The organism is Pseudomonas sp. GW460-LB5 (genome assembly GCF_059423245.1).
This window is the reverse complement of record NZ_JBWKXT010000012.1, coordinates 1-26,744: the sequence shown is the minus strand read 5'-3', so window position 1 is coordinate 26,744 and position 26,744 is coordinate 1. Positions and strand designations below refer to the sequence as shown.

Here is a 26,744-nt window from a genome sequence, read left to right as displayed (position 1 = left end):
CAGCCATGCATGAATCCTGTGGGAGCGGGCTTGCCCCGCAAATGGGCTGCGCAGCAGCCCTAGCACGCTGCCACAAGATTTGTACAGCTTCCAGCCATACCTGAATCCTGTGGGAGCGGGCTTGTCCCGCGAATGGGCTGCGCAGCAGCCCTGGCACTCAGATGGTCAACGTCCAGTCATAATCCACGATAAGCGGCGCATGCTGGGAGAAGCGCGGCTGACGCGGCAGGCGGGCGTTGCGCACGAAGCGGCGCAGGCCCGGCGTGAGGATCTGGTAGTCGAACCGATAGCCCAGGTTGAGCATCTCGGCCTGCTCGTTGTCTGGCCACCAGCTGTACTGGTCACCTTCACGGCTGACTTCACGCAGGGCATCGACGTAACCCATCTCGCCGGTGATCGCATCCATCCAGGCGCGTTCCGGCGCCAGGAAGCCCGGCGACTGCTGGCTGTCACGCCAGTTTTTGATGTCGAGCTTCTGCTGCGCCACGTAGAACGAGCCGCAATAGATGTATTCGCGACGCTTGCGACGCTGTTTGTCCAGGTACTTGGCGAAGTCGTCCATCAACTTGAACTTCTGGTTCAAGTCTTCGTCGCCGTTCATGCCCGAAGGCAGCAGCAGGCTGGCAATACTGACTTTGTCGAAATCTGCTTGCAGGTAACGCCCGTAGCGGTCCGCTGTCTCGAAGCCCAGGCCGGTGATGACTGCCTTGGGCTGCATGCGCGAGTAAAGGGCCACACCACCTTGGGCAGGCACCTCCGCGTCGCAGGCATAAAGGAAATAGCCATCGAGCTGGAAAGCTGGGTCATCGAGTTCAAAGGCCGAGGCGCGGGTATCCTGAAGGCAGATGACGTCGGCATTCTGGGCTTGTAGCCAGCTGAGCAAACCACGCTCGGCCGCAGCCTGAATGCCATTAACGTTCACACTGATGATCCGCATAAATGGCCCCAAAAATCTCGTGCGTGTATGATACCCGAGCTCAACCCATTTAGCTAAATCCGTGGTGTCCGGGACTATTCATGCAGCCGTATCAGCGCGACTTTATCCGTTTTGCCATCGATCGCGGGGTACTGCGTTTCGGTGAATTCACCCTGAAATCGGGGCGTACCAGCCCGTATTTCTTCAATGCCGGCCTGTTCAACACCGGTTCTGCATTGGCCGAGCTGGGGCGGTGCTATGCCGCAGCCATCGTCGACAGCAAGATCCCGTTCGATGTGCTGTTCGGCCCGGCCTACAAGGGTATCCCTTTGGCGGCGACCACCGCCGTGGCCCTTGCCGATCAGCATCAGCTCGATGTGCCATGGTGCTTCAACCGCAAGGAAGCCAAGGACCACGGCGAAGGCGGCAGCCTGGTTGGTGCGCCGCTGGCCGGTGATGTGCTGATCATCGACGACGTGATCACCGCCGGTACCGCCATCCGCGAGGTCATGCAGATCATCAACGCCCAGCAGGCCAAGGCCGCTGGCGTGCTGATCGCGCTGAACCGCGAAGAGCGTGGCAATGGCGAACTGTCGGCGATCCAGGAAGTGGAACGCGACTTCGGTATCCCGGTGGTCAGCATCGTTTCGCTGACCCAGGTGCTAGAGTTCCTGGCCGATGACCCGCAGCTCAAGCAGCATCTGCCGGCTGTCGAGGCTTACCGGGCGCAGTACGGGATCTGATCCTGGCCTGGAAATGAAAAAGGCGACCTTCACATGAAGGTCGCCTTTTTTGTGTCACCTGTTCCGGCCCTTTCGCGGGTGAACCCGCTCCCACAGGATCTCCACAGCCCTCAAAGGCGGTGCTATCCCTTGTGGGAGCGGGTTTACCCGCGAAGAGGCCGGTGCAGGCTAGCCAATCACTCAGCGCGGCTTGCGGTTGGTAATGAGGGTACCCACGCCGCTGTCGGTGAAGATTTCCAGCAGCACCGCGTTCGGTACGCGGCCGTCGATGATGTGCGAGCTGTTCACGCCACCCTGCACCGCATCCAGCGCGCACTTGATCTTCGGCAGCATGCCGCCGTAGATGGTGCCGTCGGCGATCAGTTCGTTGACCTGCTCGGTGGTCAGGCCGGTCAGTACCTGGCCCTGTTTGTCCATCAGGCCGGCGATGTTGGTCAGCAGCATCAGCTTCTCGGCCTTCAGCGCCTCGGCTACCTTGCCAGCCACCAGGTCGGCGTTGATGTTGTACGACTCACCGTTGGCGCCCACGCCGATCGGCGCGATCACCGGGATGAAGTCACCCTTCACCAGCATGTTCAGCAGGTCGGTGTTCACGCTTACCACTTCGCCCACGTGGCCGATGTCGATGATTTCCGGGGTGGTCATCTCGGGCGTCTGGCGGCTGACGGTCAGCTTGCGGGCGCGGATCAGTTCCGCGTCCTTGCCGGTCAGGCCGATGGCGCTGCCGCCGTGGCGGTTGATCAGGTTGACGATGTCCTTGTTGACCTGGCCACCCAGCACCATCTCCACCACGTCCATGGTCGCCGAGTCGGTGACGCGCATGCCGTCGATGAAGTGGCTTTCGATCGACAGGCGCTTGAGCAGGTCGCCGATCTGCGGGCCACCACCGTGGACCACCACCGGGTTGATGCCCACAGCCTTCATCAGCACGATGTCACGGGCGAAGCCTGTTTTCAGCTCCTCGCTTTCCATCGCGTTGCCGCCGTACTTGATCACCAGGGTCTTGCCGACAAAGCGGCGGATGTAAGGCAGTGCTTCGGACAAAACCTCGGCTACATGGGAAGCGGCATCGCGATCGAGGGTCATGCAGGGCTCCTGTAAGGAACAGATAGTCGGTCAGAACGGCAGTTGCAGCTCAGGCTCAACCCGCAGCAACTGGGTACGGAATACATCCTTGATACGTTGCAATTCGGCGTCGCTGTCGGCCTCGAAGCGCAGCACCAGCACCGGGGTGGTGTTGGAGGCGCGGACCAGGCCCCAGCCGTGGGTATAGTCAACCCGCACACCATCGATGGTGGTCAGGCTGGCTTCGCCCCAATCGGCGTCGCGTTGCAGTGCATCAATGATGCTGAATTTACCCTCGTCGGTCACATCAATATTGATTTCCGGCGTGGAAATATCGTTAGGGAAGGCGGCAAACAGGTTTTCGGCGCTCTGTCCGGCCTTGCTGAGGATCTCCAGCAGGCGCGCGGCGCTGTAGATGCCGTCGTCAAAACCGTACCAGCGTTCCTTGATGAAGATGTGACCGCTCATTTCGCCGGCCAGCAGCGAGCCGGTCTGTTTCATCTTCTTCTTGATCAACGAATGGCCGGTCTTCCACATCAGTGCGCGGCCGCCAAGCTGTTCGATCAGCGGGGTCAGGCGACGGGTGCATTTGACGTCGAAGATGATTTCGGCGCCGGGGTTGCGCGCCAGCACGTCCTGGGCAAACAGCATCAGCAGGCGGTCCGGGTAGACGATGCTGCCGGTGTTGGTCACCACGCCGACGCGGTCGCCGTCACCGTCGAAGGCCAGGCCGATGTCGGCGCCGGTTTCCTTGACCTTGGCGATCAGGTCTTCGAGGTTTTCCGGCTTGCCCGGGTCCGGGTGGTGGTTGGGGAAGTTGCCGTCGACCTCGCAGAACAACGGGATCACTTCGCAGCCCAGGGCTTCGATCAGCTGCGGTGCGACCACGCCGGCGGCGCCGTTGCCACAGTCCACCACCACTTTGAGCTTCCTGGCCAGCTTCACGTCGCTGACGATTTGCTGGAAATAGCGGTCCAGGATCTCAACCTTTTCCACGCGGCCTTCGGCCAGGGTCAGGTCGTTGGTTTTCAGGCGGGTCAGCAGGGCCTGGATCTGTTCGTTGGCCAGGGTGTCGCCGGCGATGACGATCTTGAAACCGTTGTAGTCCGACGGGTTGTGGCTGCCGGTCAGCATCACGCCCGACTTGCCGGCCAGCACATTGGCCGCGTAGTACAGCGCCGGGGTGGGCACCAGGCCGATGTCGCTGACCTGGCACCCGGCATCGACCAGGCCTTTGATCAGCTGTTCGACCAGCATCGGGCCCGACAGGCGGCCATCGCGGCCTACCGAAACCTGCGGTTCGCCCTGGGCCAGGCTTTGCGCGCCGATGGCGCGGCCGATCCAGTAGGCGGTTTCGGCGTGAAGGGTTTTGCCGACCACGCCACGAATGTCATAGGCGCGGAAAATGCTGTCTGGTAGCGCGGCGGGGACCAGGTGGGCCATGTCGTTCATCTCTGGTAGCTCCAATAATCAAAGGTCTGGGCAGGCGCAAACTGACGCTTGGACGGTGCTTTCGCCAGAGAGTTCGCCATCCTTGGCCTGAACGGTCATCTGCCGGCTCAGTGGCTGCCGGAGTGACCAAAGCCACCAGCGCCACGCTGGCTTTCATCGAACGCTTCGACGATGTCGAAATGGGCCTGCACCACCGGCACCAACACCAGCTGGGCGATACGTTCGCCAACGGCGATGGTGAACGGCGTGTTGCCACGGTTCCAGCACGACACCATCAGCTCGCCCTGGTAGTCCGAGTCGATCAGGCCGACCAGGTTGCCCAGCACGATGCCGTGCTTATGGCCCAGGCCCGAGCGCGGCAGGATTACCGCGGCCAGCCCCGGGTCGCCAATGTAGATCGACAGGCCGGTAGGAATCAGCAGGGTCTGGCCTGGCTCGAGGACGGTGTCCTCCTTGAGCAGGGCGCGCAGGTCCAGGCCGGCGGAGCCGGGGGTGGCGTAGGTCGGCAGCGGGAATTCGCTGCCCAGGCGTGGGTCGAGAATCTTGGCTTGAAGAGCGTGCATGTAACTTATTGAACCTGGTTGAGCCGATCGGCGATGAAGGCGACCAGTTGCCGGGCGATCTTGCCTTTGCTGGTCTGCGCGAAGAGGGTCTGGTGCTGCTGGCGGTCGATCACGGTCAAGGCGTTTTCTTCGCTGTTGAAGCCGATGCTGGGGTTGGCCACATCATTGGCGACGATCAGGTCGAGGTTCTTGTCCTTGAGCTTGCGCGTGGCGTAATCGAGCAGGTGTTCGGTTTCGGCGGCGAAGCCGACGCTGAACGGGCGGTCGCTGCGGCCAGCAATGGTGGCAAGGATATCGGGATTGCGCACCATCTGCAGCAGCATGCCGTCGCCGGTCGTAGGATCTTTCTTCAGCTTTTGCGTGGCAACGACTTCCGGGCGGTAGTCCGCGACCGCGGCCGAGGCGATGAACAGGTCACACGGCATGGCCGCTTCACAGGCCGCAAGCATGTCCCGCGCGCTGACCACGTCGATGCGGCTGACCCGGTCGGGCGTTGGCAGGTGCACAGGGCCCGTGACGAGGGTGACCCGAGCCCCGGCTTCGGCGGCTGCTTCGGCCAGGGCGAAGCCCATCTTGCCGGAGCTATGATTGGTGATGTAGCGCACCGGGTCGATGTTTTCCTGGGTCGGGCCGGCGGTGATCAGCACGTGCTTGCCGGTCAGTGCCTGGCGCTTGAAGCTTTCTGCGGCGCACCAGGCCAGGTCGGTGGCTTCGAGCATGCGGCCCAGGCCCACGTCGCCACAGGCCTGGCTGCCGGACGCCGGGCCGAACACCTGGATGCCACGGCTCTTGAGCAGTTCGAGGTTGGCCTGGGTAGCCGGGTCGCGCCACATCGCCTGGTTCATGGCCGGGGCGACGGCGACGGTGGCGTCGGTGGCCAGCACCAAGGTGGTCAGCAGGTCGTCGGCCATGCCTTGGGCCATGCGCGCCATGAGGTCGGCCGTGGCCGGGGCGATCAGTACCAGGTCGGCCCACTTGGCCAGTTCGATATGGCCCATTGCCGCTTCGGCGGCAGGGTCGAGCAGGTCCATGTGCACCGGGTGGCCCGACAGCGCCTGCAGGGTCAGCGGGGTGATGAACTCGGCACCACCACGGGTCATGACGACGCGCACCTGCGCGCCGTGCTCCAGGAGACGGCGAATCAGCTCGGCGCTTTTGTAGGCGGCAATGCCGCCACCCACGCCGAGAACGATGCGCTTGCGATACAGCCGCTGCATAGGCTTGCCTTTTTCCAGTGAGAGCGGGCGGCGACGTTTGAGATTGCCTGCGGCAGTACGTCGCATGTACGAGGCGAAATAGATTAACACAGGGTCGAAATGGGCCGCAGCAAGGGCAGGGGGCGGGGATGAATATCAGGGAATGGCCGGCTGAAGAAAGGCCGCGGGAGAAGTTGCTGCAGCGTGGGGCTGGCAGCCTGACCGACACGGAGTTGCTAGCTGTATTTCTCGGTTCAGGTGTGCGCGGGCGTAATGTGGTGGAGCTGTCGCGAGGCCTGCTGGTGAAGTTCGGGAGCTTGCGCCGGTTGTTGGAGGCCGACCGCGAGGCCTTCGTCGGCGAGCTTGGGCTGGGCCCGGTGAGGTACAGCCAGTTGCAGGCGCTGCTGGAAATAGGGCGCAGACACCTGGCGACATCGATTGAGCGGGAATCTGCCATGGACAGCCCGGAAACGGTGCGGCGCTATTTGAAAGCGATGCTGCGACATGAGGCCAGTGAGGTGTTCGGGTGCCTGTTTCTGGATACCAAGCACAGGCCGCTGGCGTTTGAAATCCTGTTCAGGGGCACGATAGATCGGGCGAGTGTCTACCCGCGGGAGGTGGTGCGGCGGGCGTTGCTGCATAACGCGGCGGCTTTGATCCTCCGCGGTTATGGTGTCAACTCTAGTGTTTCACTCGGCTGAAGTGCCCGAGATAGAAGCATTCCTTGATGCTTATTCAGATTTTGATGTTCCATATTCAGTGTTGCAGAGCAAATTTGATTTTAGGCCCAGGCGGGCCACCACAGCAGTCAGCTTCACCAACAATTGTGATGCTAGGTCCCGGATGACTGGGGCTCAGGCTGTTGCTTGCGGTTCACAGAAAAGCTGGGAATTCCTACCCATCTTCCCGAAAAAGCTGAACATTACGGCAAAATCTGATGGAACCTACTCCACGTGGCCAAGGGATCCTACATCGCTGATGGCATTTTGACCTTCTCCACTCATTGTGTACCGCTGGATAAAAAGGCGAGAATGCGCGCGCAATGGAAGGCATGATGCGCGCAGGTCGGCGCTCTCGTGGCAGGATGTCACCGGCTTCATGCCTCCACAGCCAAGGCTCGCACGAGCCTTTAAGCTTAATGCCAATTTGTGGAGAGTGATGTGCTGAGTGACGACGACCAAAAGCTAGCCAAGATCCTTTTTGGCCTTCTGAAAAATGCGACTAGCCAAGCCGTCGTCAAGGAATTCCTCCGGACGAAGGGCATCCCCGTTTCTGCGCAAAACTGGGACGATCTCTATGAGAAGCGGATCGAGCCTGCCCTCAAGGATAAAAAACTTGCCCTGAAAGACCTCCGTGATCTACTGCAGCAGGTGGAGGAGTTTGGCAAGCAGCACTCGTTCCTTTTCCAGTGCACTGAAGAGCGGGCAATCGGCCTGCTGTCTCCTACGCGCATCGCTTCAATCGCAGCAGCTGAGGGCCTTTCGGGGCTGTTTACTCACCCGCTGGATCTTGAGATGCCCGACGAGGCCACAATCGTCGACATCCGCCTGTACCGTCCGGACCCGCAGAAGACACCGGTTTCGCTTACGATCAAAGTCGTCGAAAGCCGTGACATCAATCGTCTCAGCGCTGTGGAGACGGATCCAGCAACTGGCGAACTGATTCGACGCTATGCGACCACAAAAAAACGTGCGGTGAATATTGTTCACCTGGACCACACTGGTTTATTGGAGTTTCGTATTGCCTCTCAAGATAATCAGGCAAAGAAATATTCCGAGCTCTTGTGGGTGTTGAAAAACAAAGTAAGGAAATTTCTACCGGACGATGGGTTCGCTGAAGTTTCGCTTAGCCCCGCTAAGAATAAGATTCTGCGCGAGCGCGATAACCTCTCCCAAGAAATCAGATATAGCAATTCAACGGCTCGAAATGAATTCGGGGCCCAAATGCAGATTACCTCCGCATCGGTTGATGAAAACCTTTCATCGGATGAGGGTTCGATGTCTGCGTTGGATCGCTTCTTGGAGCGTGATGGCGAAGTGACGGGAGCCAATATTTACGTTAAACTACCAGACAGTGATCCTCCCCGTGAACTGAGGCTTTTGATTTCGGGTGAGAGAAACGAGTTTGCGGTGACCGTAGCGTGCTCCGCCGGAGAATACGAATATGTTCGCGGAAAAGTTATCGCCTTTAATACTTAACCATCCAGACGAGGCTGAAGGCCTCCGAAGATTGGCTAGTTTTATCCAGGGCTATGAATCCCAGGGTGGCGAAGCTTTGCCTAGAATTCGGCTAAACCCGAATCGCATGTTCGATATTATGCAAGCCGGTACTTCCGCGCACCTTGCAATCTTGATTAATATCTTGGTAACGGGCCGGATTATCAAGAGATTCCTTATTGTTAGGTGCCCCAGCGGCGAAGGTCTCTCATTCCAATCTTACGGCGATATCCCAGAGATTGTTCGTGATCCTGGGATGGATACCGAATTTGAAGTACTTGCCGCCAACGTGGAACCAACCTATAGATTGGTGCTCGATTGAAGCCTGTTGATATTGTTACCCTTGTTCGATCGACTTGGGAAAATACGATTGAGACCAAACGACTGGCCCAGCTGCAGGCAATTAGGGCAACTCTGGATGCCGAGCATCTGGAGCTGTTTGACTCGTTAGTCGATATGCAGATTTCTAATGTCAAAGATGATGCTCAGGCCATCACGCTCATGCTTGTCCATGGTATTCAAACTGATGGTTCCTGGCACGAGCTGGTAAAAGCAGCCTTCCGAGATGTTGCTCATGTCAGAGTCAAAGGTCTTGGCTACCATTGTGTGACCGCGCTGCAGCTTGCGTGTCCGTTTCGATCTACGCCAATCAATAAGATCGCAAATGACTTCCGAGACGCACGGCTTATGGAACCGACTGCTCGCATTATGGTCATTGCCCACAGCTTCGGCACCTATATCATTAGTCGGATCCTCGCCAAATACACTGACATCAACATTGAGAGAATTGTTCTCTGCGGCTCCATAATAAAAGGCAATTATGCCTGGGAGAAGCATGCTCGGCACATGGCTGCAGGCAACATCGTCAACGATGTCGGGACGCGAGATTTTTACCCCGTCCTAGCTACCTTTTCGACTATAGGCTACGGCGGGACTGGTCGAAACGGATTTAAAAATACACGTGTAGCTGACCGTTACTTTGATTACGGCCATAGCGATTTTTTTGAGCCCGACAAGGACCATATCGTCAAATATTGGAAGCCTTATATTCTAGATGGGACCATCGTCGAGTCTGAGTGGGATAGCATAAAGCCGAAGACCCATCTGGGAATCATGCTGGCTTGTCACCCTTGGATCGGCAGACCTGCCTTCTATGCAACCGTTGGGTTAATTACAGCTGCCGTAGCGGGTTTGGCTTGGTGGCTACTCACCTGATCTTCCACTGCTCTGTTTCAGGGTCCCTTACCAAATGCTGCTCTGAGACGACATCCAAGCCTACGGACCTAAAAATACTGAGCATTAGCGTCATAGAATAGTAATAGAGTCGCTGGTGTCGTCCCTTGTCTGAGGCCACAAACACCCCGTCAATCCGTCCATCCTCACTAGTCGCGAATTCGAATACGTACGAGTGGATTACCTGGTTCGCGACAAAAGTCATATCCCGCAGTTCTTTGTAAACTTTAGTAGTTTCGTAGTTTTCCATTATGTTGTGCCGATTGAAGTAGTCTACTGTCTTGCCACTGGTGATCGGGTAGTACGGTAGATGGAGCTTAATTTTCTTCGTTGATTCAGAGATTTTGTAGGTCTCGATTAGCTTGCGTACCGTATAAAAACTGACAAAAATTTCACGTTCTGCTTTCGCATAAATGCGCCCTTCAGAACACTCTTTTACACGAGCCTTCTCAAGCCAACGAGCTGAACGAAGAAGTGACTTCCTCCAATCATCAGACTCGTAAATCATCAGGATTCTCCTTGACTGAGAAATAAATAAAGCGTCAGTCTATTACTGCTGCATCAATACAATATTATCACCTCGGCTAGCATAGGACGCAATAGGTCAATGACCCAGGCTCTAAAGCAATATATCGCGAAAAGCATTAACTCAGTTATAATGATGGCCCCGCTTAAACGGGAGGTGATACGCCTCATCATATGCTGCTCTATAGCAATTATCCTGAATGCCATCCTATTCTTTGGTGTAGAAAACGACGGTACCATCAAGCCATGGGCAGAGATACCACTGAAACTGTTCGCCTCAACAACTTTATTTGCCTTTATGGTGAAGATTTTCCTTCCGCTTTTCGGTTGGACCATATTGAAGGCAGTGTTATTGAGCGCCAATAATGCCTTTAGTGGGGTGCTAAGCTTTCTAGGGAATCAATTTACAGGTGCTTTGTATTGTTCGGCCTTTATCCTGGCTTCTCTTACACTTAAGCAGTATGTAATTTCAGGGTTTATGGATCCTCAATTGGCTCTGATGGCGCCTACTGTTCTCTTTGCGGGCTTCTTGTACTTCTATATTTTTCAGTGCGCTATTCAAAAAACAATGACGCCTGCTCTGTGTGCTCCGCCTCTCCCGCGCTCTAGCAGGGTGCCGTGACTACCTGTTCTTGTAGGGGCAGGTTCGAATAGCAAGAGTCACTTGATGGCGTGATTTGATCTCTATCCTGGTGCCATAGCATGGCGCCAAAATTCCGCCGGCATAAAAATCTCCTGCCTGACACAATCAGAATAATAAATGCTACGAAAGTAGGCTGCGTACTGAGCGATTATGGAAAACTTCGCTGGAATCTATTCGTCATTACGTGATAAAAATTATTCTGTGCCCCGGTAAAGTGGCACAAAAATATAGAGCAACAGTTCAAGGGAATAGATATGGCTCAGTATAAGCACGGCAATTTTCTGCACAAAAGTGATCATTCGGAGTACGATAAAAAGTATTCGCCTGGTACCGAAGCGCCAAATCCAGGCATTTACCGATGCGTCTCCTGCGGGGATGAGATCGGTATTGCCAAAGGGCATGTTCTTCCTCCACAGAACCATCACCAGCATGCACCTGGCGCGGGCAAGATTGAGTGGCAGTTAGTGGTTTTTGCACAGCAGCGGAAATAAGGTTTTTGGGCTCAGTAGAGCTCTGCAACGTGGGTTCTACTGAGCACTCAATAAAAGGACGGAATCCGTATTGACTATTCAAACCACTATGAGGAGGGTGATCGTGAGCGTGCCTGGTTACGCATATATTCGGATATTAGATTGCCGAAATTGATGTCGGCCTCTTCAACAAAAATATTGACGTGGCAGTAAAACTCTTCAGGACCCCTGAGATAATTGAAAATTCTTGATCTGACGACGCCACAAACCCCCGCTTTGACGGCCGTAGAGGGTAGGTTGACTACATCGCCAACACATGGGATAAGAGCTAAGCCATGCTCACTGTTAAAGACAATATCAGCTGAGCGGTCATCAGGCCTGACAAACTCTTGATCCTCCGAGACCTGCTGATAATCAATGCTATACCTCATGCACAGCCTACCTCATTTGCGGGGTAAGGAATCAGCGCCGCGGGTCGTAAATAGTAAAATCCAGTTCAGTAGGCACGTTTGCGACGGAATTAGTTAGCCGATCTCGATACTATATAGTTTGGCAATTAACGCTTTTCAAGTACATACCCTACGCCTCTAAGTGTGTGTATCAGCTTGGTTTCGAAGGGGTCATCTATCTTGGCTCTGAGTCTTCGAATCGACACCTCTACAACGTTCGTGTCGCAATCAAAATTCATATCCCAAACCTGAGAGATAATCTGCGTACGGCTCAGTACCACCCCGGTGTTACGCATCAAGTAGTGCAGCAACGCGAATTCTTTGGTGGTCAAATCAATACGCTGACCGTCCCTGAATGCCCTGTGCCGGCTTTGATCAAGTTCCAGATCGGCCACGCGAATGACCTCCACAGATGCGGGGTGATCTGACCTGCGCATCAAGGCGCGAACCCGGGCTAGCAGCTCTGGGAACTCAAATGGTTTGATCAGATAGTCATCTGCGCCGTTCTCCAGCCCCCGGACCTTATCCGCCAATCGGCTTCTCGCCGTCAGCATCATGATGCGGGACGGGCAGTTTTTACGGCGCAACAACTCAAGGACCTGCCAACCGTCCATCTCTGGTAGGTTTATATCGAGGATAATCAGCTCGTACTCATGCTGCTTGGCCAAGAATAATCCATCTGATCCGGTGTGGACGCAATCTACGACATAGCCACACTCCGTCAGACCTTGACGCACATACTCCGCAGTTTTTACTTCATCCTCAATTACCAGAATTCGCATGGGATTTTGTCTCGATATCACTGAGCAATTAACCGCGCACGCGCGCCGGCATTATTGAAAGGGATGGTAAATCAAAATGAGCGTGCCGGGGCTCAAATGACGGATTTGTAATTTCTAGGTAATACAGTTGATAGTCTGGCGGTATATCTTGTCGCGGTTTGGGTTTGACAGTTGCGGGCCCTCTCTCCAGCAGGTGATTTGACCTTATGAAGTATTGGGTTATTTTCTTTTTTGTGCTGGCTTCGTTCCGCTCAGATGACGGCGAGGTCGCTCACATCGAGGAAGCTGGTCATTGGTGTAGTCATGAACTTCACCGGCATGCAATGCGTACAATCGAACGCTTGCTTGAATTTTAGGTAAAAAAAAGGCGCCCAATGGGCGCCAAATATCCACCTTTTACCAAAGGAGCACTTAAGCCACTCAAGGTGAATTCGTAATGCTCGTTTTACTAATAGGACCAGTTAATGAATAACTGGTCCAGTTAGCGAATTACAGAATCGAAAGCGGGTACTCAATGATCACACGGGTTTCATCCAGATCCGATTCGAATGCAGTGGCACGTGTGGTTGCCTGGCGCAACCGGAAGGACAGATCTTTTGCTGGACCGGTTTGGACAACGTATTTGACTTCGACGTCACGCTCCCAACGCTTCTGATTGTCGAGCGGGTTGCCGTTGTCATCAGTGCGCATGTAGAACTGGTTAGCGTTCGAGTAATCCGCGCCCGAGCCTCTGGCGTAGCGGGTCATGAACGTCAGGCCTGGAATGCCGTAGCTGGTGAAGTTCAGGTCATAGCGCAGCATCCAGGAACGCTCTTTCGGCGAGTTGAAGTCGCTGTACTGGATGGAGTTGTCGACGAAAATCGAGTCCGACTGACGCAGGTAGTCAAAATCGTCGTCGCCGTTGTTGCGCTGGTGCGACAGGGCTAGGGTATGGGCACCGTAACGCACGCCGACCTTGGCACTCCAGATGTTGTTGTCGAATTCACCCAGGCGCTTCTTACCTTCATCTACGGCTTTGTAGTAGTTGAAGCCACCGATCAGCGCCAGATCGTCGCTCAGCGGGTAAACCACGCTGGTGCCGGCGTAGTACTGATTCCAGACGTCTTTCAGCTGGCTGGCGTAGACGCTCACAGTCCAGTTGTCGTTGATCGAGTAGTCACCGCCACCGTAACCGATCCATGGCGAGTTGACCGGGCCGCCGTAGAACGTCACGAAGTTGTCGTTCAGGTTGCTTGAGAGCGGCTGGCTCATCGCATGCAGACGACCACCCTGCAGGGTGAGGCCTTGGATGCTGGTGTTCTCAACGGTCACGCCGCGGAAGCTTTCTGGCAGCAGGCGAGAGTCGCCGGATGCAACGACCGGAGTCGATGGGAAAACATCACCTACTTTCACGATGGTATCGAACAAGCGGACTTTGGCTGCGCCGCCGACCTTGGTGTATTCGTCGCGAGCTTCGCCCTTGTTATCAACGGGTAGCACGTCGAAGGAGCTACGGCCGCCGTTGCGCCCATCACCGGTGTCGAGCTTGAGGCCGATCATGGCGAAGGCATCAACGCCAAAGCCAACTGTTCCCTGGGTAAACCCAGAGTTGAATTTGCTGATGATCGCGTGCGCCCAGGCTTCGGAGTAGCCGTTGGTGTTGCCCTTGCCACTGTTATAAGTGGGGGCAGTGCTGTCGCGGTTATCACGGTTGAAGTAGAAGTTACGGTTCAGCACTGTAAGGCTGCTGCCTTCAATGAAGCCTTCTGGCTTGTCTTCTGCCTGTGCCGAAATAGCATAGCTTCCAGACAGCGCAGAAACTGCCGCCAAATACAGTGGTACTTTGATTTTCATCCGATGCTCCTTTGATTCACGGCAGTTTTTATTATGTTTACCGGCGCGGGTGTCGTTAATTGTTCTGACCAGGCGGCGCGCCTAGCGTAGCGCGAGCTCATATTTGCAGGCCGAAGATAACGGGGGGGTGATAGGAAAATTACAATTTCGTCATCTACCTGTTGTTCGGGCCTTCGCACCGCGTGTTTGCCATCTCCGTTGCTTGTAACGAAATCATCGTGTCGGGTTTGGTTTCCCAGTATTTTCGGGCATTACAGGACATTCTTACGGAATTGTAATTTTCTAGCCACCCCTCTGATAGCTACAGGTTATTAGAGTGACATCACCTAATCAAGTGGGGCTTGGCAGCTGTTTCGGCGTTCTCGCCAAGCTTTATCGAAGTTTGTGCACGAGGACCATCAAAGTGCCCCGGTATAACCGCAATGTCTTATCCAAGACCTCCGTCTCGCCCTGGAAGATCGCTGCACTCTGTGCAGTCATCTCTGGATTGATGGCACCTGCAGCTCTTGCCCAAAGCATCAGCTTGCCCCAGGCGCTTTCGACGGCCATGGATGCCAACCCTGACCTGGCCGCGGCCCGGCAAGAGATTGGCATCGCTGATGGTGCTCGCAAGCAGGCCGGGCTTATCCCCAACCCCACTATTTCGTACGACGTGGAAGACACCCGTCGTAACACCAGCACGACGACCGTGTCGCTTAGCCAAACCCTGGAGCTGGGTGGTAAGCGGGGAGCTCGTGTTGACGTCGCCACTTACGGGCAGACCGCCGCACAGCTGGAGTTGGACCGTCGCGTGAACGGTCTGCGGGCAGACGTCGTACAGGCCTTCTACGCCGCATTGCGGGCCCAGACAGGCCTTGACCTGGCCAAGCAATCTCTCGAACTGACTGAGCGCGGTCTCCGCATCGTCGATGGTCGTGTTCGCGCAGGTAAATCGTCTCCAGTAGAGGCCACCCGCGCCCAAGTACAACTGGCCGAAGCAAAGCTGCAAGTTCGACGTGCCGAAACCGAAAAGACGACCGCTTACCAGCAACTCGCTCAAATTACCGGGAGCTCGGTCACCGTCTTTGATCGACTCGAATCGCCAACCCTCTCCCCGGGACTGCCACCGCGGACTGAAGAGCTGCTGGCGAAGCTCGATCAGACCGCAGAAATGCGCCAGGCCGTGGTACAGATCGACAAGAGCGATGCCTCGCTCGGTTCAGAGAAAGCTCAGCGTATCCCGAACCTTACCGTCAGCGTAGGTAGCCAGTACGACCGCTCTGTGCGCGAGCGTGTCAACACTGTGGGCGTCTCTATGCCTTTGCCGCTGTTTGATCGCAACCAGGGCAACATTCTTTCCGCTTCTCGTCGTGCAGATCAGGCCCGAGACCAGCGCAATGCTGTGGAGCTGCGGCTGCGCACCGAAACCCAAACCGCGTTGAACCAGTGGTCCACCGCCATGCAGGAGGTCGAGTCCTACGACAAGACCATTCTGCCGTCAGCCCAACAAGCCGTAGATACCGCAACCCGCGGCTTCGAGATGGGCAAATTCGGTTTCATCGAAGTGCTGGATGCCCAGCGCACCTTGATCGTCGCTCGTGGCCAATATCTCGAATCGTTGGCAGCGGCGACCAATGCGCGTGCGCAGGTGGAAAGGGTTTATGGCGAAGTCGGCTCAACTGCCGGCGCTCGCTGAACGGGCCAAACATTTTCTTCGGCACACAGCCTTGAACAAGCCGGTGCCTACGATCAGCAGGAGTAGCAATGGATAACAAACGCAAGATCGCCCTCGCGGTAGCCGCTGTGGCAGCCCTCGGATTTGGCAGCCTTGCCTGGAACAACAGTTCTGGACAGCAGGCCGCTAGTACCGCCGAGCATGGCGCTAACGATGGCCATGGCGACGAAAAGAAAGCCGCATCTGCCGCCAAAGAGGAGGGTGATGAGGGCCATGGTGAAGAAGGCCACAGCGAAGAGGGCGGTGAAGAAGAGGGCAAGCTGACGCTTAGCGCTGAGCAGATCAAGGCTGCCGGCGTTGCCCTGGAAGCTGCAGCGCCGCGTGACTTGGGTACAGTCGTGAGCTTCCCGGGCGAAATTCGCTTCGATGAAGACCGGACCGCCCACGTGGTTCCTCGTGTTCCTGGCGTTGTAGAGACTGTCCAAGCCGACCTGGGTGAGACGGTCAAAAAGGGTCAGGTCCTCGCTGTAATCGCGAGCCAGCAGATCTCTGACCTGCGCAGCGAACAACAGGCCGCACAGCGTCGCGTCGAACTGGCGCGAGTGACCTTCGAGCGTGAGAAGCAGCTGTGGCAGGACAAGATTTCCGCGGAGCAAGACTACCTCCAAGCACGCCAAGCGCTGCAAGAAGCGGAGATCTCCTTGGCCAACGCCAAGCAGAAGGTCGGTGCGATCGGTGCTTCGGTTAACTCCGTTGGCGGTAATCGTTACGAACTCCGAGCTCCTTTCGACGCCGTGGTGGTGGAGAAACACCTGACCGTTGGCGAAGTCGTCAGCGAGGCGACCAACGCCTTCATCCTTTCTGACCTGAATCAGGTCTGGGCAACCTTCGCCGTCCCGCCTACAGATCTGGGCAAGGTCACGACTGGTCGTGCGGTGAAAGTCTCTTCGCCTGACATGAATGTCGAGGTCGAAGGGAAGGTGGGTTATGTCGGGAGCCTGCTGGGCGAGCAAAACCGCGCAGCCACTGTCCGCGTCACCTTGACCAACCCCAACGGTGCCTGGCGTCCAGGCCTGTTCGTGAACATTGCGGTCACTTCCCAGACTGATCGAGTTGCCGTAGCGGTCCCTGAGCACGCAGTCCAGACCGTTGAAGACAAACCCTCGGTATTCGTACGCACCCCAGATGGGTTTGACACCCGCCCGGTAAAACTGGGTCGTCGCGACAATGGGTACGTGGAAGTCATCGACGGTATTGAAGCCGGCGCCCAGGTAGCAACCAGTGGCAGCTTCACACTCAAGTCCGAGCTCGGCAAAGCTTCTGCCGAACACGGTCACTGATGCGAACTGACAGGATGATTTCTCATGTTTGAACGTATCATCAGATTCGCCATCGAGCAGCGCATCGTAGTAATGATCGCTGTTCTGATCATGGCGGGTATCGGTATCTACAGCTATCAAAAGCTGCCCATCGATGCGGTACCCGATATCACCAACGTCCAGGTGCAGATCAACACTGCAGCGCCTGGTTATTCGCCTTTGGAAACCGAACAACGGATCACGTTTCCAGTTGAAACGGCCATGGCCGGTCTCCCGGGCCTTCAGCAGACCCGTTCCCTGTCTCGCTCTGGCTTGTCTCAGGTCACCGTGATCTTCAAGGATGGCACTGACATCTTCTTTGCCCGCCAGTTGATCAACGAGCGGCTGCAGGTTGCGAAGGAACAGCTGCCAGAAGGCGTAGAGGCCGTTATGGGCCCGGTATCTACCGGCCTCGGCGAGATCTTCCTGTGGACCGTTGAAGCCGAAGATGGCGCGGTCAAAGAGGACGGTACGCCTTACACCCCGACCGACCTGCGCGTGATCCAAGACTGGATCATCAAGCCTCAGCTGCGCAACGTCCCGGGTGTAGCCGAGATCAATACCATCGGCGGCTATGCCAAGCAGTTCCTGGTTGCGCCAGATCCTAAGCGCCTGGCTACCTACAAGCTTACCCTCAATGACCTGGTCGCAGCGTTGGAAAGTAACAATGCCAACGTCGGCGCCGGCTACATCGAACGTAATGGTGAGCAGTTGCTCATCCGTGCGCCCGGCCAGGTAGGCAACATCGAAGACATCGCCAACATCGTGATCACCAGCGTGGATGGTGCACCGATTCGCATCAGCAGCGTTGCTGACGTCAGCATCGGTAAAGAACTCCGCACAGGTGCTGCTACTGAGAACGGCCGCGAAGTCGTGCTCGGTACCGTGTTCATGCTGATTGGTGAAAACAGCCGTACTGTGTCTCAAGCTGTCGCCGCCAAACTGGCGGACATCAACCGCACCCTGCCAAAGGGCGTGGTGGCTGTGACCGTTTACGACCGTACCAACCTGGTTGAAAAAGCCATCGCGACGGTGAAGAAGAACCTGGTAGAAGGCGCGATCTTGGTAATCGCGATTCTGTTCCTGTTCCTCGGCAACATCCGTGCAGCCCTGATCACCGCGATGGTGATTCCGCTGTCCATGCTTTTCACCTTCACAGGCATGTTCAACAACAAGGTCAGTGCCAACTTAATGAGTTTGGGGGCACTCGACTTCGGCATCATCGTCGACGGTGCCGTGGTTATTGTAGAAAACGCGATCCGTCGACTGGCTCATGCGCAGCATAAGCATGGCCGCATGCTCACCAAAACCGAACGCTTCCACGAGGTCTTTGCCGCGGCGCGAGAAGCTCGCCGGCCGCTGATCTTCGGTCAGCTGATCATCATGGTGGTGTACCTGCCGATCTTCGCCCTCACCGGCGTCGAAGGCAAAATGTTCCACCCTATGGCGTTCACCGTTGTGATGGCTCTGCTGGGCGCAATGATCCTGTCCGTTACCTTTGTTCCTGCAGCTATTGCCATGTTCGTCACTGGCAAGGTGAAGGAAGAGGAAGGCGTGGTCATGCGCACAGCTCGACTGCGCTATGAGCCGGTTCTGCAATGGGTGCTGGGACATCGGAACATCGCTTTCTCGGCCGCAGTAGCCTTGGTCGTGCTCAGTGGTGTGCTGGCAAGTCGTATGGGTAGCGAGTTCATCCCAAGCCTCAGTGAGGGTGACTTTGCGATGCAGGCCATGCGTGTGCCTGGAACGAGCCTCACTCAGTCCGTCGAGATGCAGCAGCGTCTGGAGAAAGCGGTAATAGCGCAGGTGCCTGAAGTCGAGCGGATGTTCGCACGCTCGGGTACCGCGGAAATTGCATCTGACCCGATGCCACCGAACGCCTCCGACGCCTACATCATGCTCAAGCCTCAGGATCAGTGGCCTAACCCCAAGAAGCCTCGCGATGAGCTGATTGCTGAGGTGCAGAAGGCCGCAGCGGGTGTTCCAGGAAGCAACTACGAGTTGTCGCAGCCAATCCAACTGCGTTTCAACGAGCTGATTTCGGGCGTGCGTAGTGATGTCGCTGTGAAGGTCTTCGGCGATGACATGGACGTGCTCAACAACACCGCCAACAAGATCGCGGCAGCGCTCAAAGCGGTACCGGGCTCGTCGGAAGTGAAAGTTGAGCAGACATCCGGCCTGCCGGTGCTGACAATCAACATCGACCGCGAGAAAGCAGCACGCTACGGCCTGAACATCGCGGATGTTCAGAACTCGATCGCTATCGCCGTGGGTGGTCGCCAGGCCGGCACGCTGTATGAGGGCGACCGTCGGTTCGACATGGTAGTGCGCCTGCCTGAGACCGTTCGCACCGACGTAGCGGGGATGTCCAGTTTGCTGATTCCGGTGCCTGCCAATGCGGCTCAGGGTGCCAACCAGATCGGTTTCATCCCGCTGTCGCAGGTCGCTAATCTGGACCTGCAACTGGGCCCGAACCAAATCAGCCGCGAGAACGGCAAGCGTCTGGTAATCGTCAGTGCCAACGTTCGAGGCCGTGACCTGGGATCCTTCGTTGAGGAGGCGACCGCTTCGCTGGATCAGAAGGTGCAAATCCCTGCGGGCTACTGGACGACTTGGGGTGGCCAGTTCGAGCAGCTGCAGTCGGCTGCCAAACGGCTGCAGATCGTTGTTCCAGTCGCCTTGCTGCTGGTCATGACCTTGTTGTTCCTGATGTTCAACAACCTGAAGGACGGCATGCTGGTCTTCACCGGTATTCCATTCGCACTCACCGGTGGTGTTGTGGCGTTGTGGTTGCGGGACATCCCACTGTCGATCTCGGCAGGTGTCGGCTTCATTGCACTGTCCGGCGTTGCAGTACTGAACGGCCTGGTGATGATTGCCTTCATCCGCGGGCTAAGGGAGGAAGGGCGAACGCTCAGGCAGGCAGTCGATGAAGGTGCATTAACCCGTCTGCGACCTGTTCTGATGACTGCCTTGGTAGCTTCCCTGGGCTTCATCCCGATGGCTTTGGCCACCGGTACCGGTGCAGAAGTTCAGCGGCCACTGGCGACTGTGGTGATTGGCGGGATCCTGTCCTCCACCGCATTGACCTTGTTGGTACTGCCTGCCCTGTATTACTGGGCACACCGCAAGGATGAAGACGGCGACGAGGCCGAAGTGGTTAGCTAACAGGCTCCGCTAAAGAGAAGCCCACAACACGTGTTGTGGGCTTTTTTGTTTAAAGTGAAGTAGATGCACTTACCTTTCAAAATTGTAAGTTTCTCGTCATGCCGGTGATGCCTATGCATTGCTAAGGTTACGCCCGAGAAGTTTTGAAATTGAGAGGGTTTTATGAAAAAGCTAATTATCGCTGCTGCACTTGTTGTTTTCTCGGTGGCTTCGCAGGCCAACACTTTTTCCGAGAGCAAGCAGCTGCAATACACCAAGGAGCACCAGACCGCAGTGGCCAAGTACGCGGAGAAAAATGGCAAGCCAATGCCAGAGATTCAGGATTACAAATATGGCATGAAGATAGACGTTGCTAAGTTCGTACGTCAGTCGCAGGACCCACGTACCTGCCAGGTCTACCCACGGTTGATGACCTTCGAGGACTCCCAGGGCACGCTCAAGACTGTTCGTTACTCGATGTATTCGCAATGCATCAACAACAAGTAGTAAACGATTTGAACAGAACAATTAGAGAATTCATAAATGCCAGGCAGTGCCTGGCATTTTTTATTACGCCCGATGCCCCATGGTTTTGACATGTTAACGCCTGGGCCGGGGCAAACCGTGCAATAGGTCTTAGCTAACCAACCGCGACGGCTCCCAACTGCAGAGGGCAATTGGAAGCCTTGACCCCAGAAGGGACGAGTTATGAAGAGTTTGCTTGAACGCCCTGATGACCAAGCTGGGCATGAAGGTCATAGCCATGAGCATGGCGGCATTTTTGGCATGAACACGGAGCTGTTTTTCGCGCTGATCTGTGGTGCTCTCCTGGGTGCCGGAGCCCTCGCAGGAAAACTTGGGCTGATTGATCGACTTCCCCTTATTCTGTACGTGTCGGCCTATGTGTTCGGTGGATGGTTCACCACCAAGGAAGCGATCAGCAACATCCGCCAGAAACGCTTCGAGATCGATTCGCTGATGCTTCTCGCCGCAGCCGGTGCCGCGAGCATTGGCGCCTGGGCGGAGGGGGCTCTGCTGCTGTTCCTGTTCAGTCTGGGGCATTCCCTTGAAAGCTACGCGATGGGGCGGGCCAAGAAAGCGATTGAGGCACTGTCCAAGCTCGCACCAGCCACCGCGATCGTACGCAGAGCAAATGGCACGTTGGAAATGCCTGTGGAGCTGCTGGTTCCCGGTGACGTTGTCATCGTGCGCCCCAATGACCGCCTACCGGCCGATGGTTTTGTTGTAGTGGGCTCCTCAAGTATCAACCAGGCGCCAGTAACCGGTGAGAGCGTCCCCGTGGACAAGCAACCTGTCCCTGATGCCGAACTCGCACGCAGCAAGCCAGATGCAGTGGATGCAGCCTCGAAAGTCTTCGCCGGTACCATCAATGGCGAAACGCTCATCGAGGTTGAGGTAACACGGCGCTCTACGGAAAGTACCCTGGCGCGGGTCATCAAGATGGTCAGTGAAGCCGAAGTCAGGAAGTCACCGACCCAGCGATTCACGGACCGCTTCCAACGCATATTCGTCCCGTTGGTTTTGCTGCTGGTAGTCGGGCTGCTATTTGCCGGCATTTTCCTTGATGAGCCGTTCCGTGACTCGTTCTACCGGGCGATGGCCGTACTGGTTGCAGCCAGCCCCTGCGCGCTGGCGATCGCAACACCAAGCGCCATTCTATCTGGCATCGCCAGGGCAGCCCGAGGTGGCGTGCTGATCAAGGGCGGTGCACCGCTTGAAGAGCTCGGCTCCTTGAATGCCATGGCATTCGACAAGACCGGTACCCTGACCGAAGGGCGCCCACGCATCACCGATGTAATACCGGTAGGCGGCACGCAGATCGAGGATCTACTAAACGTCGCCATCGCTGTGGAGTCGATGAGCGACCATCCGCTGGCTGCGGCAATTGTGCGTGACGGTGAAGAGATGATTGGCACACGGCGCCGATTGCAAGCCAAGAACATGAGCAACATGATTGGCCGCGGCGTACGTGCCGAGCTTGATGGGCAGTTCGTCTGGATTGGCAAGGTCGAGATGTTCGGTACCAATGGTATTCCCGCACTGAGCAAGGCAGCCTTGGAGGCTGCGGAGCGTCTGCGTCAGTCGGGCCGCACAACCATGGTGGTACGTCGCGCTGACAAGGATCTGGGCGCTATCGGGCTATTGGACACACCCCGAGAGGGTGCCAAAGAGGCACTCCAGAAACTCAGAGAGATGGGCATCGACCGCATGGTCATGATTTCTGGGGACCACAACCGCGTTGCAGAGGCGGTAGCCAAACAAGTTGGCTTAGATGAGGCGTGGGGAGACCTAATGCCGGAAGACAAGGTCAAGGCCATCAAGAACCTGCGCCTCAGCGCCAGGGTGGCCATGGTGGGTGACGGCGTGAATGATGCCCCTGCCATGGCCAATTCGAGCGTTGGCATCGCAATGGGGGCTGCCGGATCTGATGTCGCCCTGGAAACGGCTGATATCGCGCTTATGGCTGACGACATCAGGCAACTCCCATTTGCGGTGGGGCTGAGCCGTCACACGCGATCGATCATCCGCCAGAACCTGTTCGTCAGCTTGGGGATTGTGGCCATCTTGGTTCCGTCTACCATCATGGGCTTGAGCATTGGTGCCGCCGTTGCGATCCATGAGGGCTCCACACTGCTGGTCGTCTTCAACGCCTTGCGGTTGTTGGCCTACCGCAGAAGCTCCTGATCCCTGAGCTTCAATCATGAAGCTAAGCAGGGAAATGACTTGAAGTAGAAGTACGGGTCGTGCGCGATCAGCGCACGACCCGTACTTTTCTCACTCGTCGATCCCGATGCGCTTGAGGCTTTCAAGGGCCTTCCCACACTCAGGTGAGCCGTGCCTTAAGCCGCAGGCCAACGCAGCTTTGAGACTCATGACACCGGCTACGAAACCGACTTGATTGCCGACCCCTTGTCCGTTCGCAAATCCCTGATCATACGCAATCTCCACAAGTGCATTGATCGCCGCCAGGGTGTCTTGTTTGTTGGTACTGTTCTGCATATCTACTCCGCGAGCATTCAGCTCATATCGCTCGGTTAGATGGCGGCGCCTTCAGGTTTGGGGTGAGCGAATCCCGCTCCCATAGCCAATCCCTAACGGGGGGCATAGCCCGCCACCGTAAGGAAAATCAGCTATTGAGAGCAGGTGACTCGTTTTGGTCACGCGTGCTGCTCGCCTCACCGCATTGGCACTGAGTGGGTACATCCGGATAGCCGCTGTGTTTCTCGACGAACAGCGTTTGGCAGGTGGTGCACCCATAAATCCGCGGCAGAGACTTCAGACCACCTGGCAGCACATCGCTCAAGGGCTCGTTATGCCAAGGAGCCCCGTCAAGGATCTTGGAGCGCAGGATGTTTCCCAGCCGCCAGGTGTTACTTTGTGCGCGCCAGAACCACATCGGCGCCGAAAGTGAATACTGGATGAAGGTCTCTTCCGGCTGTTTGGAGAGCATCGGAAATTTAGGGCGGGTCGATCCGGAATCGATGATAGTGAACCCCATGCCCATCTCAGCGCTCGGATGGGTCTGTTCACCGAAATAGCGGTCGTGACTCGCCGAAGCCGTAGCTTGATGATCAGTCGGCGGAAATACCCACAGATAGCACTCGCTTCGAGTCACCATTTCGACGAGCTGGCTCTGTCCCCGTATAGGGAAATCTGCAGCCAGTGCGAAGCGATCTTTCCACGTGATTTTCGGAGGCGGTGCCATACCCGCCGCAATGGCCAGCGTCGCCGTTTTCGGGACGAATCGATCGCCGAGCTCGTTCAGATCCAGATTCTTGCAAAGGGCTTTGAATGCCTTTTTACGAGTCTTCGAGGTGAAGGAGGGGTCGAGGAGCAGGCGAACCTGGTTCACGCCTATCCCTGCAGCTCGTAGTACTTCGATGACTTCTTCAGCCACGCCGACTGCTTGAAGATCGGTCAATCCCAAGCACTTTTTCGCCCGCTCAATCGTCTCGTAGAGGTTGTACTGCCTGTCGCTGTCACGGCATACCTGGATTGGCAGATTGTCTTGGGAGTCAACTTCTGGGGAGACGGAGCCAATGGCAGCGTGGAGCAACTGGTGAATGTGCTGGTGAGCGTACGGGCGACCGGAAGCCGAGAATGAGGCGTGCAGCTGAGCAGCGAGAGGTTGAAGCAGCTTTTTGGCAGACATGACTATCCCCTAATGAGCGACGTTGGGGTAGCTGCGCTTGTAGGGCCGTTAGACGCGAAGCTGGACGTCGAATCAGGTTCAATCATGAGTAGGAGTCAGGTTTGGTTTGCTTGCACGGCCACCATGCAAAACCCGACGCGGCAATCACACCAGATTCGCCGAGTTTTGGCAAGAGAGGTCATCAGGTGAGCGAGAGCAGGTAGGAGGAGGACGCTCCAAGCTCGATCACGTCAGAAACAGGGAAGCCGGAAGCACATTGAGCGCTTCCGGCTTTCTCACGTCAGACTGATGAGAGGGATCAGAAGACGTATTGCAGGCGGGTCACGATTGCATTGCCGCTGTCGTCGCCCACGGTGTTCTCGTTATTGTCAGTACGCACGTTGATGTAGTTGGCACTGAGTTTCACTGCCTCGTTGACATACCAGTTCACACCCACAGTGTGGCTCTTGGCCTTGCGCTCGTTCGATTGATCCGCTGCGGTGACCAGGTTGCCGTCTTCGACCTTGATATCGTCAAAGCGGTAGAAAACTTCCCAGGCCCCCAGTTCCTTGTTCTCTGGTTTGATAGTGTCGAACTTGGCACCGTCGAGCTTGTAGATACGCGGCTCGCCGGTCAGGGTGTAAGCCATCTGGGCGTAGTAACCAGAGGCCTTCATGTCGCTGTTGGCCTGGTCAGCTTTCAGCTTGCGGCGAAGGTATTCCGCTTGCACCGAGAACGGGCCGGTGGCCCAGGCACCTTCGAGACCCCAGACCGAATCGTCCTTCCACAGGCCATCTTGTGCGGCGGCACCGCCAAACAGCATGCGGTTGCCGTTGGTGCCGGCATCGCCGCCGCCATTGGTATCTACACCGCGAACGCCAAGACGCGAACGAATCCGGGTATCGACCGCACTGTTTTTGAGGTCGCGGTAAGCGTACTGAGCACCGACGTGCAGGACGTTGCCATCACTGTGCAGCGGTGCGAACACGGCACGTGCGTTGTAGCGCTTGGTGCTGTCGCCATCCGAGTTGTTGTTGGTTTCGCTGAAAACGCTACCGGAGACATAAGCCATGTCAGCGATGGTGCTGGTGGCTTGAACACCCATGCCGGCGTTGTCGTTGATCCAGTCCGCCAGGTCGTACGAGAGGTTCCGCTCCATGGCAGTGGTCCACTTCGAACTGGTGGCTTTCTCAAGACCGAAGTCGGTGTAGAAACGACCGAATCGCAGTTGGACGGGCTTGAAACCGGTGTAGGTCAGGCTGGCCTCGTCGAAGTAACCGTCGGAGTCGTTGCCCGTGTTGCGGGAAAGGTCGTAGTTGAGCTGATACTTCCAGTCGCGGTACAGAACGCCGCCGAGCTCAAGGTAGGCGCGACGGAAGTAGCCGGCGTCAGCGGTATCGCCATTCTTGGTGAAGACACCATCGAAACGGCCGTAGTCGGCCTGAACGCGACCGCCCAGTTTGAAACTGAATTCCTTGTCAGAAGTCGATACTTCAAGACCGCCCTTGGTCTTCAGAACGATGTCAGCTCCGTCAGTGGTTACTGTTCCGGAGAATGCTTGCGAGGAAAATGTGCCTATTATTGCGGCAGCCAACAGCTTTTCCCGCATGTTCGAAGAACGGATCATTGCTTGCCTCTCGTATGTTAAGTGCTTAGCTACCGACGTTGTATTTCGCCCTTCGTCGGCCTAAATTTATCTTGCAGATGGGAGCAGGCCACGGTTGTCACCTGCTGTAACAAGATGCCTTTGTTCTAAGCACTCTGACTAGATTGCAAGCGAATATGACAGTTGTGTTTCTGTAGTGTTAACAGGAGAGTTTGAAACCTAACAAAACTGTTACCGAACAAGCCAGTCCTTCTTATCAAAGAAGCTCTTCTTGATCAATCTACGGATTTCCAGAACGTGCGGGTTGCGGGCAAGCTTGGTTTTGATAACAAGATAGACATCTTTCTCCTCCAGATCGTCCAAAAAACCCGGCATCGGCAGAATATTCCTCTCCATCTTTCGACTATAGTCGGGCAGCACACCGATACACGCGCCTCCTACGACAAGGCCACGGGATAAGTTATAGTTCTTTACCCGAGTGGTACCGCCCTGATGCTCAGCCATTATCGATGCCCACTTTCGTGAGCCCGCCAAAATCTCTTCATCCCAAGGGATAACGAGCATGAAGTTGTGCAAATCCAGGCTCTGCACTGGAAGGGTGACGCTTCTTGAGTAGCGGCTGGAAATGAACAGCGAGTGCCCAATCCGGCCAAGCCGTTCAAAGTAAGGGATCCATCATCCCCACATTCCAACCGTCCACCTGATTCCCGATGCTGTGCTCCCGATTTCTTTCTGGAGCC

21 protein-coding genes and 2 pseudogenes are annotated in these 26,744 nt (G+C 56.3%); 11 read left to right on the top strand and 12 right to left on the bottom strand.

Annotated features, from left to right (window positions below; translation table 11 throughout):
• Positions 1–157: 157 nt before the first annotated feature.
• Positions 158–937 (bottom strand): catabolite repression control protein Crc, encoded by a 780-nt coding sequence (gene crc / locus AC07XM_RS09860; protein ID WP_003253401.1) that lies wholly within the window; start codon positions 935–937, stop codon positions 158–160.
• Positions 938–1,017: 80 nt separating this feature from the next.
• Between crc and pyrE the strand changes: the two genes are divergently transcribed.
• Positions 1,018–1,659, top strand: a complete 642-nt coding sequence (gene pyrE, locus AC07XM_RS09855; protein WP_003253405.1) for an orotate phosphoribosyltransferase — start codon at positions 1,018–1,020, stop codon at positions 1,657–1,659.
• A 180-nt stretch (positions 1,660–1,839) separates the two neighbouring features.
• Here pyrE and argB read toward each other — a convergent pair whose 3' ends face one another.
• From argB to coaBC, 4 genes and pseudogenes are all read right to left on the bottom strand, one after another.
• Positions 1,840–2,745: an acetylglutamate kinase gene (argB, locus tag AC07XM_RS09850; RefSeq protein ID WP_004575216.1), complete on the bottom strand. Its 906-nt coding sequence runs from the start codon at positions 2,743–2,745 to the stop codon at positions 1,840–1,842.
• 30 nt (positions 2,746–2,775) lie between these two features.
• Positions 2,776–4,143: pseudogene (locus tag AC07XM_RS09845) on the bottom strand (phosphomannomutase/phosphoglucomutase); the annotation flags it as partial.
• A gap of 140 nt (positions 4,144–4,283) precedes the next feature.
• Positions 4,284–4,739, bottom strand: a complete 456-nt coding sequence (gene dut / locus AC07XM_RS09840; protein WP_016712700.1) for a dUTP diphosphatase — start codon at positions 4,737–4,739, stop codon at positions 4,284–4,286.
• Between the two features lie 5 nt (positions 4,740–4,744).
• Positions 4,745–5,956: a bifunctional phosphopantothenoylcysteine decarboxylase/phosphopantothenate--cysteine ligase CoaBC gene (coaBC, locus tag AC07XM_RS09835; protein WP_016489816.1), complete on the bottom strand. Its 1,212-nt coding sequence runs from the start codon at positions 5,954–5,956 to the stop codon at positions 4,745–4,747.
• Positions 5,957–6,084: 128 nt separating this feature from the next.
• Between coaBC and AC07XM_RS09830 the strand changes: the two are divergent.
• From AC07XM_RS09830 to AC07XM_RS09820, 3 genes and pseudogenes are all read left to right on the top strand, one after another.
• Positions 6,085–6,597 (top strand): annotated as a pseudogene (locus AC07XM_RS09830) (JAB domain-containing protein); the annotation flags it as partial.
• A 498-nt stretch (positions 6,598–7,095) separates the two neighbouring features.
• Entirely contained in the window at positions 7,096–8,133 is a 1,038-nt protein-coding gene (locus AC07XM_RS09825) for a hypothetical protein (RefSeq protein WP_003253411.1), read from the top strand.
• A 336-nt stretch (positions 8,134–8,469) separates the two neighbouring features.
• Positions 8,470–9,366: an alpha/beta fold hydrolase gene (locus tag AC07XM_RS09820; RefSeq protein WP_014754857.1), complete on the top strand. Its 897-nt coding sequence runs from the start codon at positions 8,470–8,472 to the stop codon at positions 9,364–9,366.
• Here the strand turns inward: AC07XM_RS09820 and AC07XM_RS09815 are convergent.
• Positions 9,359–9,892: a hypothetical protein gene (locus AC07XM_RS09815; RefSeq protein WP_009682000.1), complete on the bottom strand. Its 534-nt coding sequence runs from the start codon at positions 9,890–9,892 to the stop codon at positions 9,359–9,361. The genes AC07XM_RS09820 and AC07XM_RS09815 overlap by 8 nt on opposite strands.
• A gap of 99 nt (positions 9,893–9,991) precedes the next feature.
• Here AC07XM_RS09815 and AC07XM_RS09810 point away from each other — a divergent pair, with 99 nt between their 5' ends.
• Both AC07XM_RS09810 and AC07XM_RS09805 read left to right on the top strand, forming a co-directional pair.
• Positions 9,992–10,531: a hypothetical protein gene (locus tag AC07XM_RS09810; RefSeq protein ID WP_003253418.1), complete on the top strand. Its 540-nt coding sequence runs from the start codon at positions 9,992–9,994 to the stop codon at positions 10,529–10,531.
• A gap of 275 nt (positions 10,532–10,806) precedes the next feature.
• A complete protein-coding gene (locus tag AC07XM_RS09805; protein ID WP_074059229.1) occupies positions 10,807–11,043 on the top strand; it encodes a hypothetical protein in 237 nt (78 codons plus the stop codon).
• A gap of 535 nt (positions 11,044–11,578) precedes the next feature.
• On the opposite strand, the gene AC07XM_RS09800 is transcribed toward AC07XM_RS09805, so the two are convergent.
• Together AC07XM_RS09800 and AC07XM_RS09795 are read right to left on the bottom strand one after the other, a co-directional pair.
• Complete coding sequence (locus AC07XM_RS09800; RefSeq protein WP_003253420.1) at positions 11,579–12,253, bottom strand: heavy metal response regulator transcription factor; 675 nt, start codon at positions 12,251–12,253, stop codon at positions 11,579–11,581.
• A 489-nt stretch (positions 12,254–12,742) separates the two neighbouring features.
• Positions 12,743–14,086: an OprD family porin gene (locus tag AC07XM_RS09795; protein ID WP_019818113.1), complete on the bottom strand. Its 1,344-nt coding sequence runs from the start codon at positions 14,084–14,086 to the stop codon at positions 12,743–12,745.
• 403 nt (positions 14,087–14,489) lie between these two features.
• On the opposite strand from AC07XM_RS09795, the gene AC07XM_RS09790 reads away from it, so the two are divergent.
• From AC07XM_RS09790 to AC07XM_RS09770, 5 genes are all read left to right on the top strand, one after another.
• On the top strand, positions 14,490–15,761 hold the full coding sequence (locus AC07XM_RS09790; protein ID WP_016712696.1) for a TolC family protein: 1,272 nt from the start codon (positions 14,490–14,492) through the stop codon (positions 15,759–15,761).
• Positions 15,762–15,829: 68 nt separating this feature from the next.
• Positions 15,830–17,080, top strand: coding sequence for an efflux RND transporter periplasmic adaptor subunit (locus AC07XM_RS09785; RefSeq protein ID WP_003253426.1), 1,251 nt, complete (start codon positions 15,830–15,832; stop codon positions 17,078–17,080).
• A 24-nt stretch (positions 17,081–17,104) separates the two neighbouring features.
• Positions 17,105–20,266, top strand: coding sequence for a CusA/CzcA family heavy metal efflux RND transporter (locus AC07XM_RS09780; RefSeq protein WP_003253428.1), 3,162 nt, complete (start codon positions 17,105–17,107; stop codon positions 20,264–20,266).
• 162 nt (positions 20,267–20,428) lie between these two features.
• Entirely contained in the window at positions 20,429–20,752 is a 324-nt protein-coding gene (locus AC07XM_RS09775; RefSeq protein ID WP_003253432.1) for a DUF2790 domain-containing protein, read from the top strand.
• Between the two features lie 201 nt (positions 20,753–20,953).
• Positions 20,954–22,951, top strand: a complete 1,998-nt coding sequence (locus tag AC07XM_RS09770) for a heavy metal translocating P-type ATPase (protein WP_046786872.1) — start codon at positions 20,954–20,956, stop codon at positions 22,949–22,951.
• A 90-nt stretch (positions 22,952–23,041) separates the two neighbouring features.
• Here the strand turns inward: AC07XM_RS09770 and AC07XM_RS09765 are convergent, their stop codons facing one another.
• The 4 genes from AC07XM_RS09765 to AC07XM_RS09750 form a co-directional block, all read right to left on the bottom strand.
• Positions 23,042–23,266, bottom strand: coding sequence for a hypothetical protein (locus AC07XM_RS09765; protein WP_003253436.1), 225 nt, complete (start codon positions 23,264–23,266; stop codon positions 23,042–23,044).
• Between the two features lie 127 nt (positions 23,267–23,393).
• Entirely contained in the window at positions 23,394–24,419 is a 1,026-nt protein-coding gene (locus AC07XM_RS09760) for a hypothetical protein (protein ID WP_003253439.1), read from the bottom strand.
• A gap of 298 nt (positions 24,420–24,717) precedes the next feature.
• Positions 24,718–26,025, bottom strand: a complete 1,308-nt coding sequence (locus AC07XM_RS09755; protein ID WP_003253440.1) for an OprO/OprP family phosphate-selective porin — start codon at positions 26,023–26,025, stop codon at positions 24,718–24,720.
• A gap of 210 nt (positions 26,026–26,235) precedes the next feature.
• A complete protein-coding gene (locus tag AC07XM_RS09750; RefSeq protein WP_172455921.1) occupies positions 26,236–26,568 on the bottom strand; it encodes a hypothetical protein in 333 nt (110 codons plus the stop codon).
• Positions 26,569–26,744 lie beyond the last annotated feature (176 nt).

Bases quoted from the DNA above. Each gene is read 5' to 3' on its own strand.
- crc (WP_003253401.1), bottom strand. From the start codon at position 937: ATGCGGATCATCAGTGTGAACGTTAATGGCATTCAGGCTGCGGCCGAG.
- pyrE (WP_003253405.1), top strand. From the start codon at position 1,018: ATGCAGCCGTATCAGCGCGACTTTATCCGTTTTGCCATCGATCGCGGG.
- argB (WP_004575216.1), bottom strand. From the start codon at position 2,745: ATGACCCTCGATCGCGATGCCGCTTCCCATGTAGCCGAGGTTTTGTCC.
- dut (WP_016712700.1), bottom strand. From the start codon at position 4,739: ATGCACGCTCTTCAAGCCAAGATTCTCGACCCACGCCTGGGCAGCGAA.
- coaBC (WP_016489816.1), bottom strand. From the start codon at position 5,956: ATGCAGCGGCTGTATCGCAAGCGCATCGTTCTCGGCGTGGGTGGCGGC.
- AC07XM_RS09815 (WP_009682000.1), bottom strand. From the start codon at position 9,892: ATGATTTACGAGTCTGATGATTGGAGGAAGTCACTTCTTCGTTCAGCT.
- AC07XM_RS09810 (WP_003253418.1), top strand. From the start codon at position 9,992: ATGACCCAGGCTCTAAAGCAATATATCGCGAAAAGCATTAACTCAGTT.
- AC07XM_RS09805 (WP_074059229.1), top strand. From the start codon at position 10,807: ATGGCTCAGTATAAGCACGGCAATTTTCTGCACAAAAGTGATCATTCG.
- AC07XM_RS09800 (WP_003253420.1), bottom strand. From the start codon at position 12,253: ATGCGAATTCTGGTAATTGAGGATGAAGTAAAAACTGCGGAGTATGTG.
- AC07XM_RS09795 (WP_019818113.1), bottom strand. From the start codon at position 14,086: ATGAAAATCAAAGTACCACTGTATTTGGCGGCAGTTTCTGCGCTGTCT.
- AC07XM_RS09785 (WP_003253426.1), top strand. From the start codon at position 15,830: ATGGATAACAAACGCAAGATCGCCCTCGCGGTAGCCGCTGTGGCAGCC.
- AC07XM_RS09780 (WP_003253428.1), top strand. From the start codon at position 17,105: ATGTTTGAACGTATCATCAGATTCGCCATCGAGCAGCGCATCGTAGTA.
- AC07XM_RS09775 (WP_003253432.1), top strand. From the start codon at position 20,429: ATGAAAAAGCTAATTATCGCTGCTGCACTTGTTGTTTTCTCGGTGGCT.
- AC07XM_RS09770 (WP_046786872.1), top strand. From the start codon at position 20,954: ATGAAGAGTTTGCTTGAACGCCCTGATGACCAAGCTGGGCATGAAGGT.
- AC07XM_RS09765 (WP_003253436.1), bottom strand. From the start codon at position 23,266: ATGCAGAACAGTACCAACAAACAAGACACCCTGGCGGCGATCAATGCA.
- AC07XM_RS09760 (WP_003253439.1), bottom strand. From the start codon at position 24,419: ATGTCTGCCAAAAAGCTGCTTCAACCTCTCGCTGCTCAGCTGCACGCC.
- AC07XM_RS09755 (WP_003253440.1), bottom strand. From the start codon at position 26,025: ATGATCCGTTCTTCGAACATGCGGGAAAAGCTGTTGGCTGCCGCAATA.
- AC07XM_RS09750 (WP_172455921.1), bottom strand. From the start codon at position 26,568: ATGCTCGTTATCCCTTGGGATGAAGAGATTTTGGCGGGCTCACGAAAG.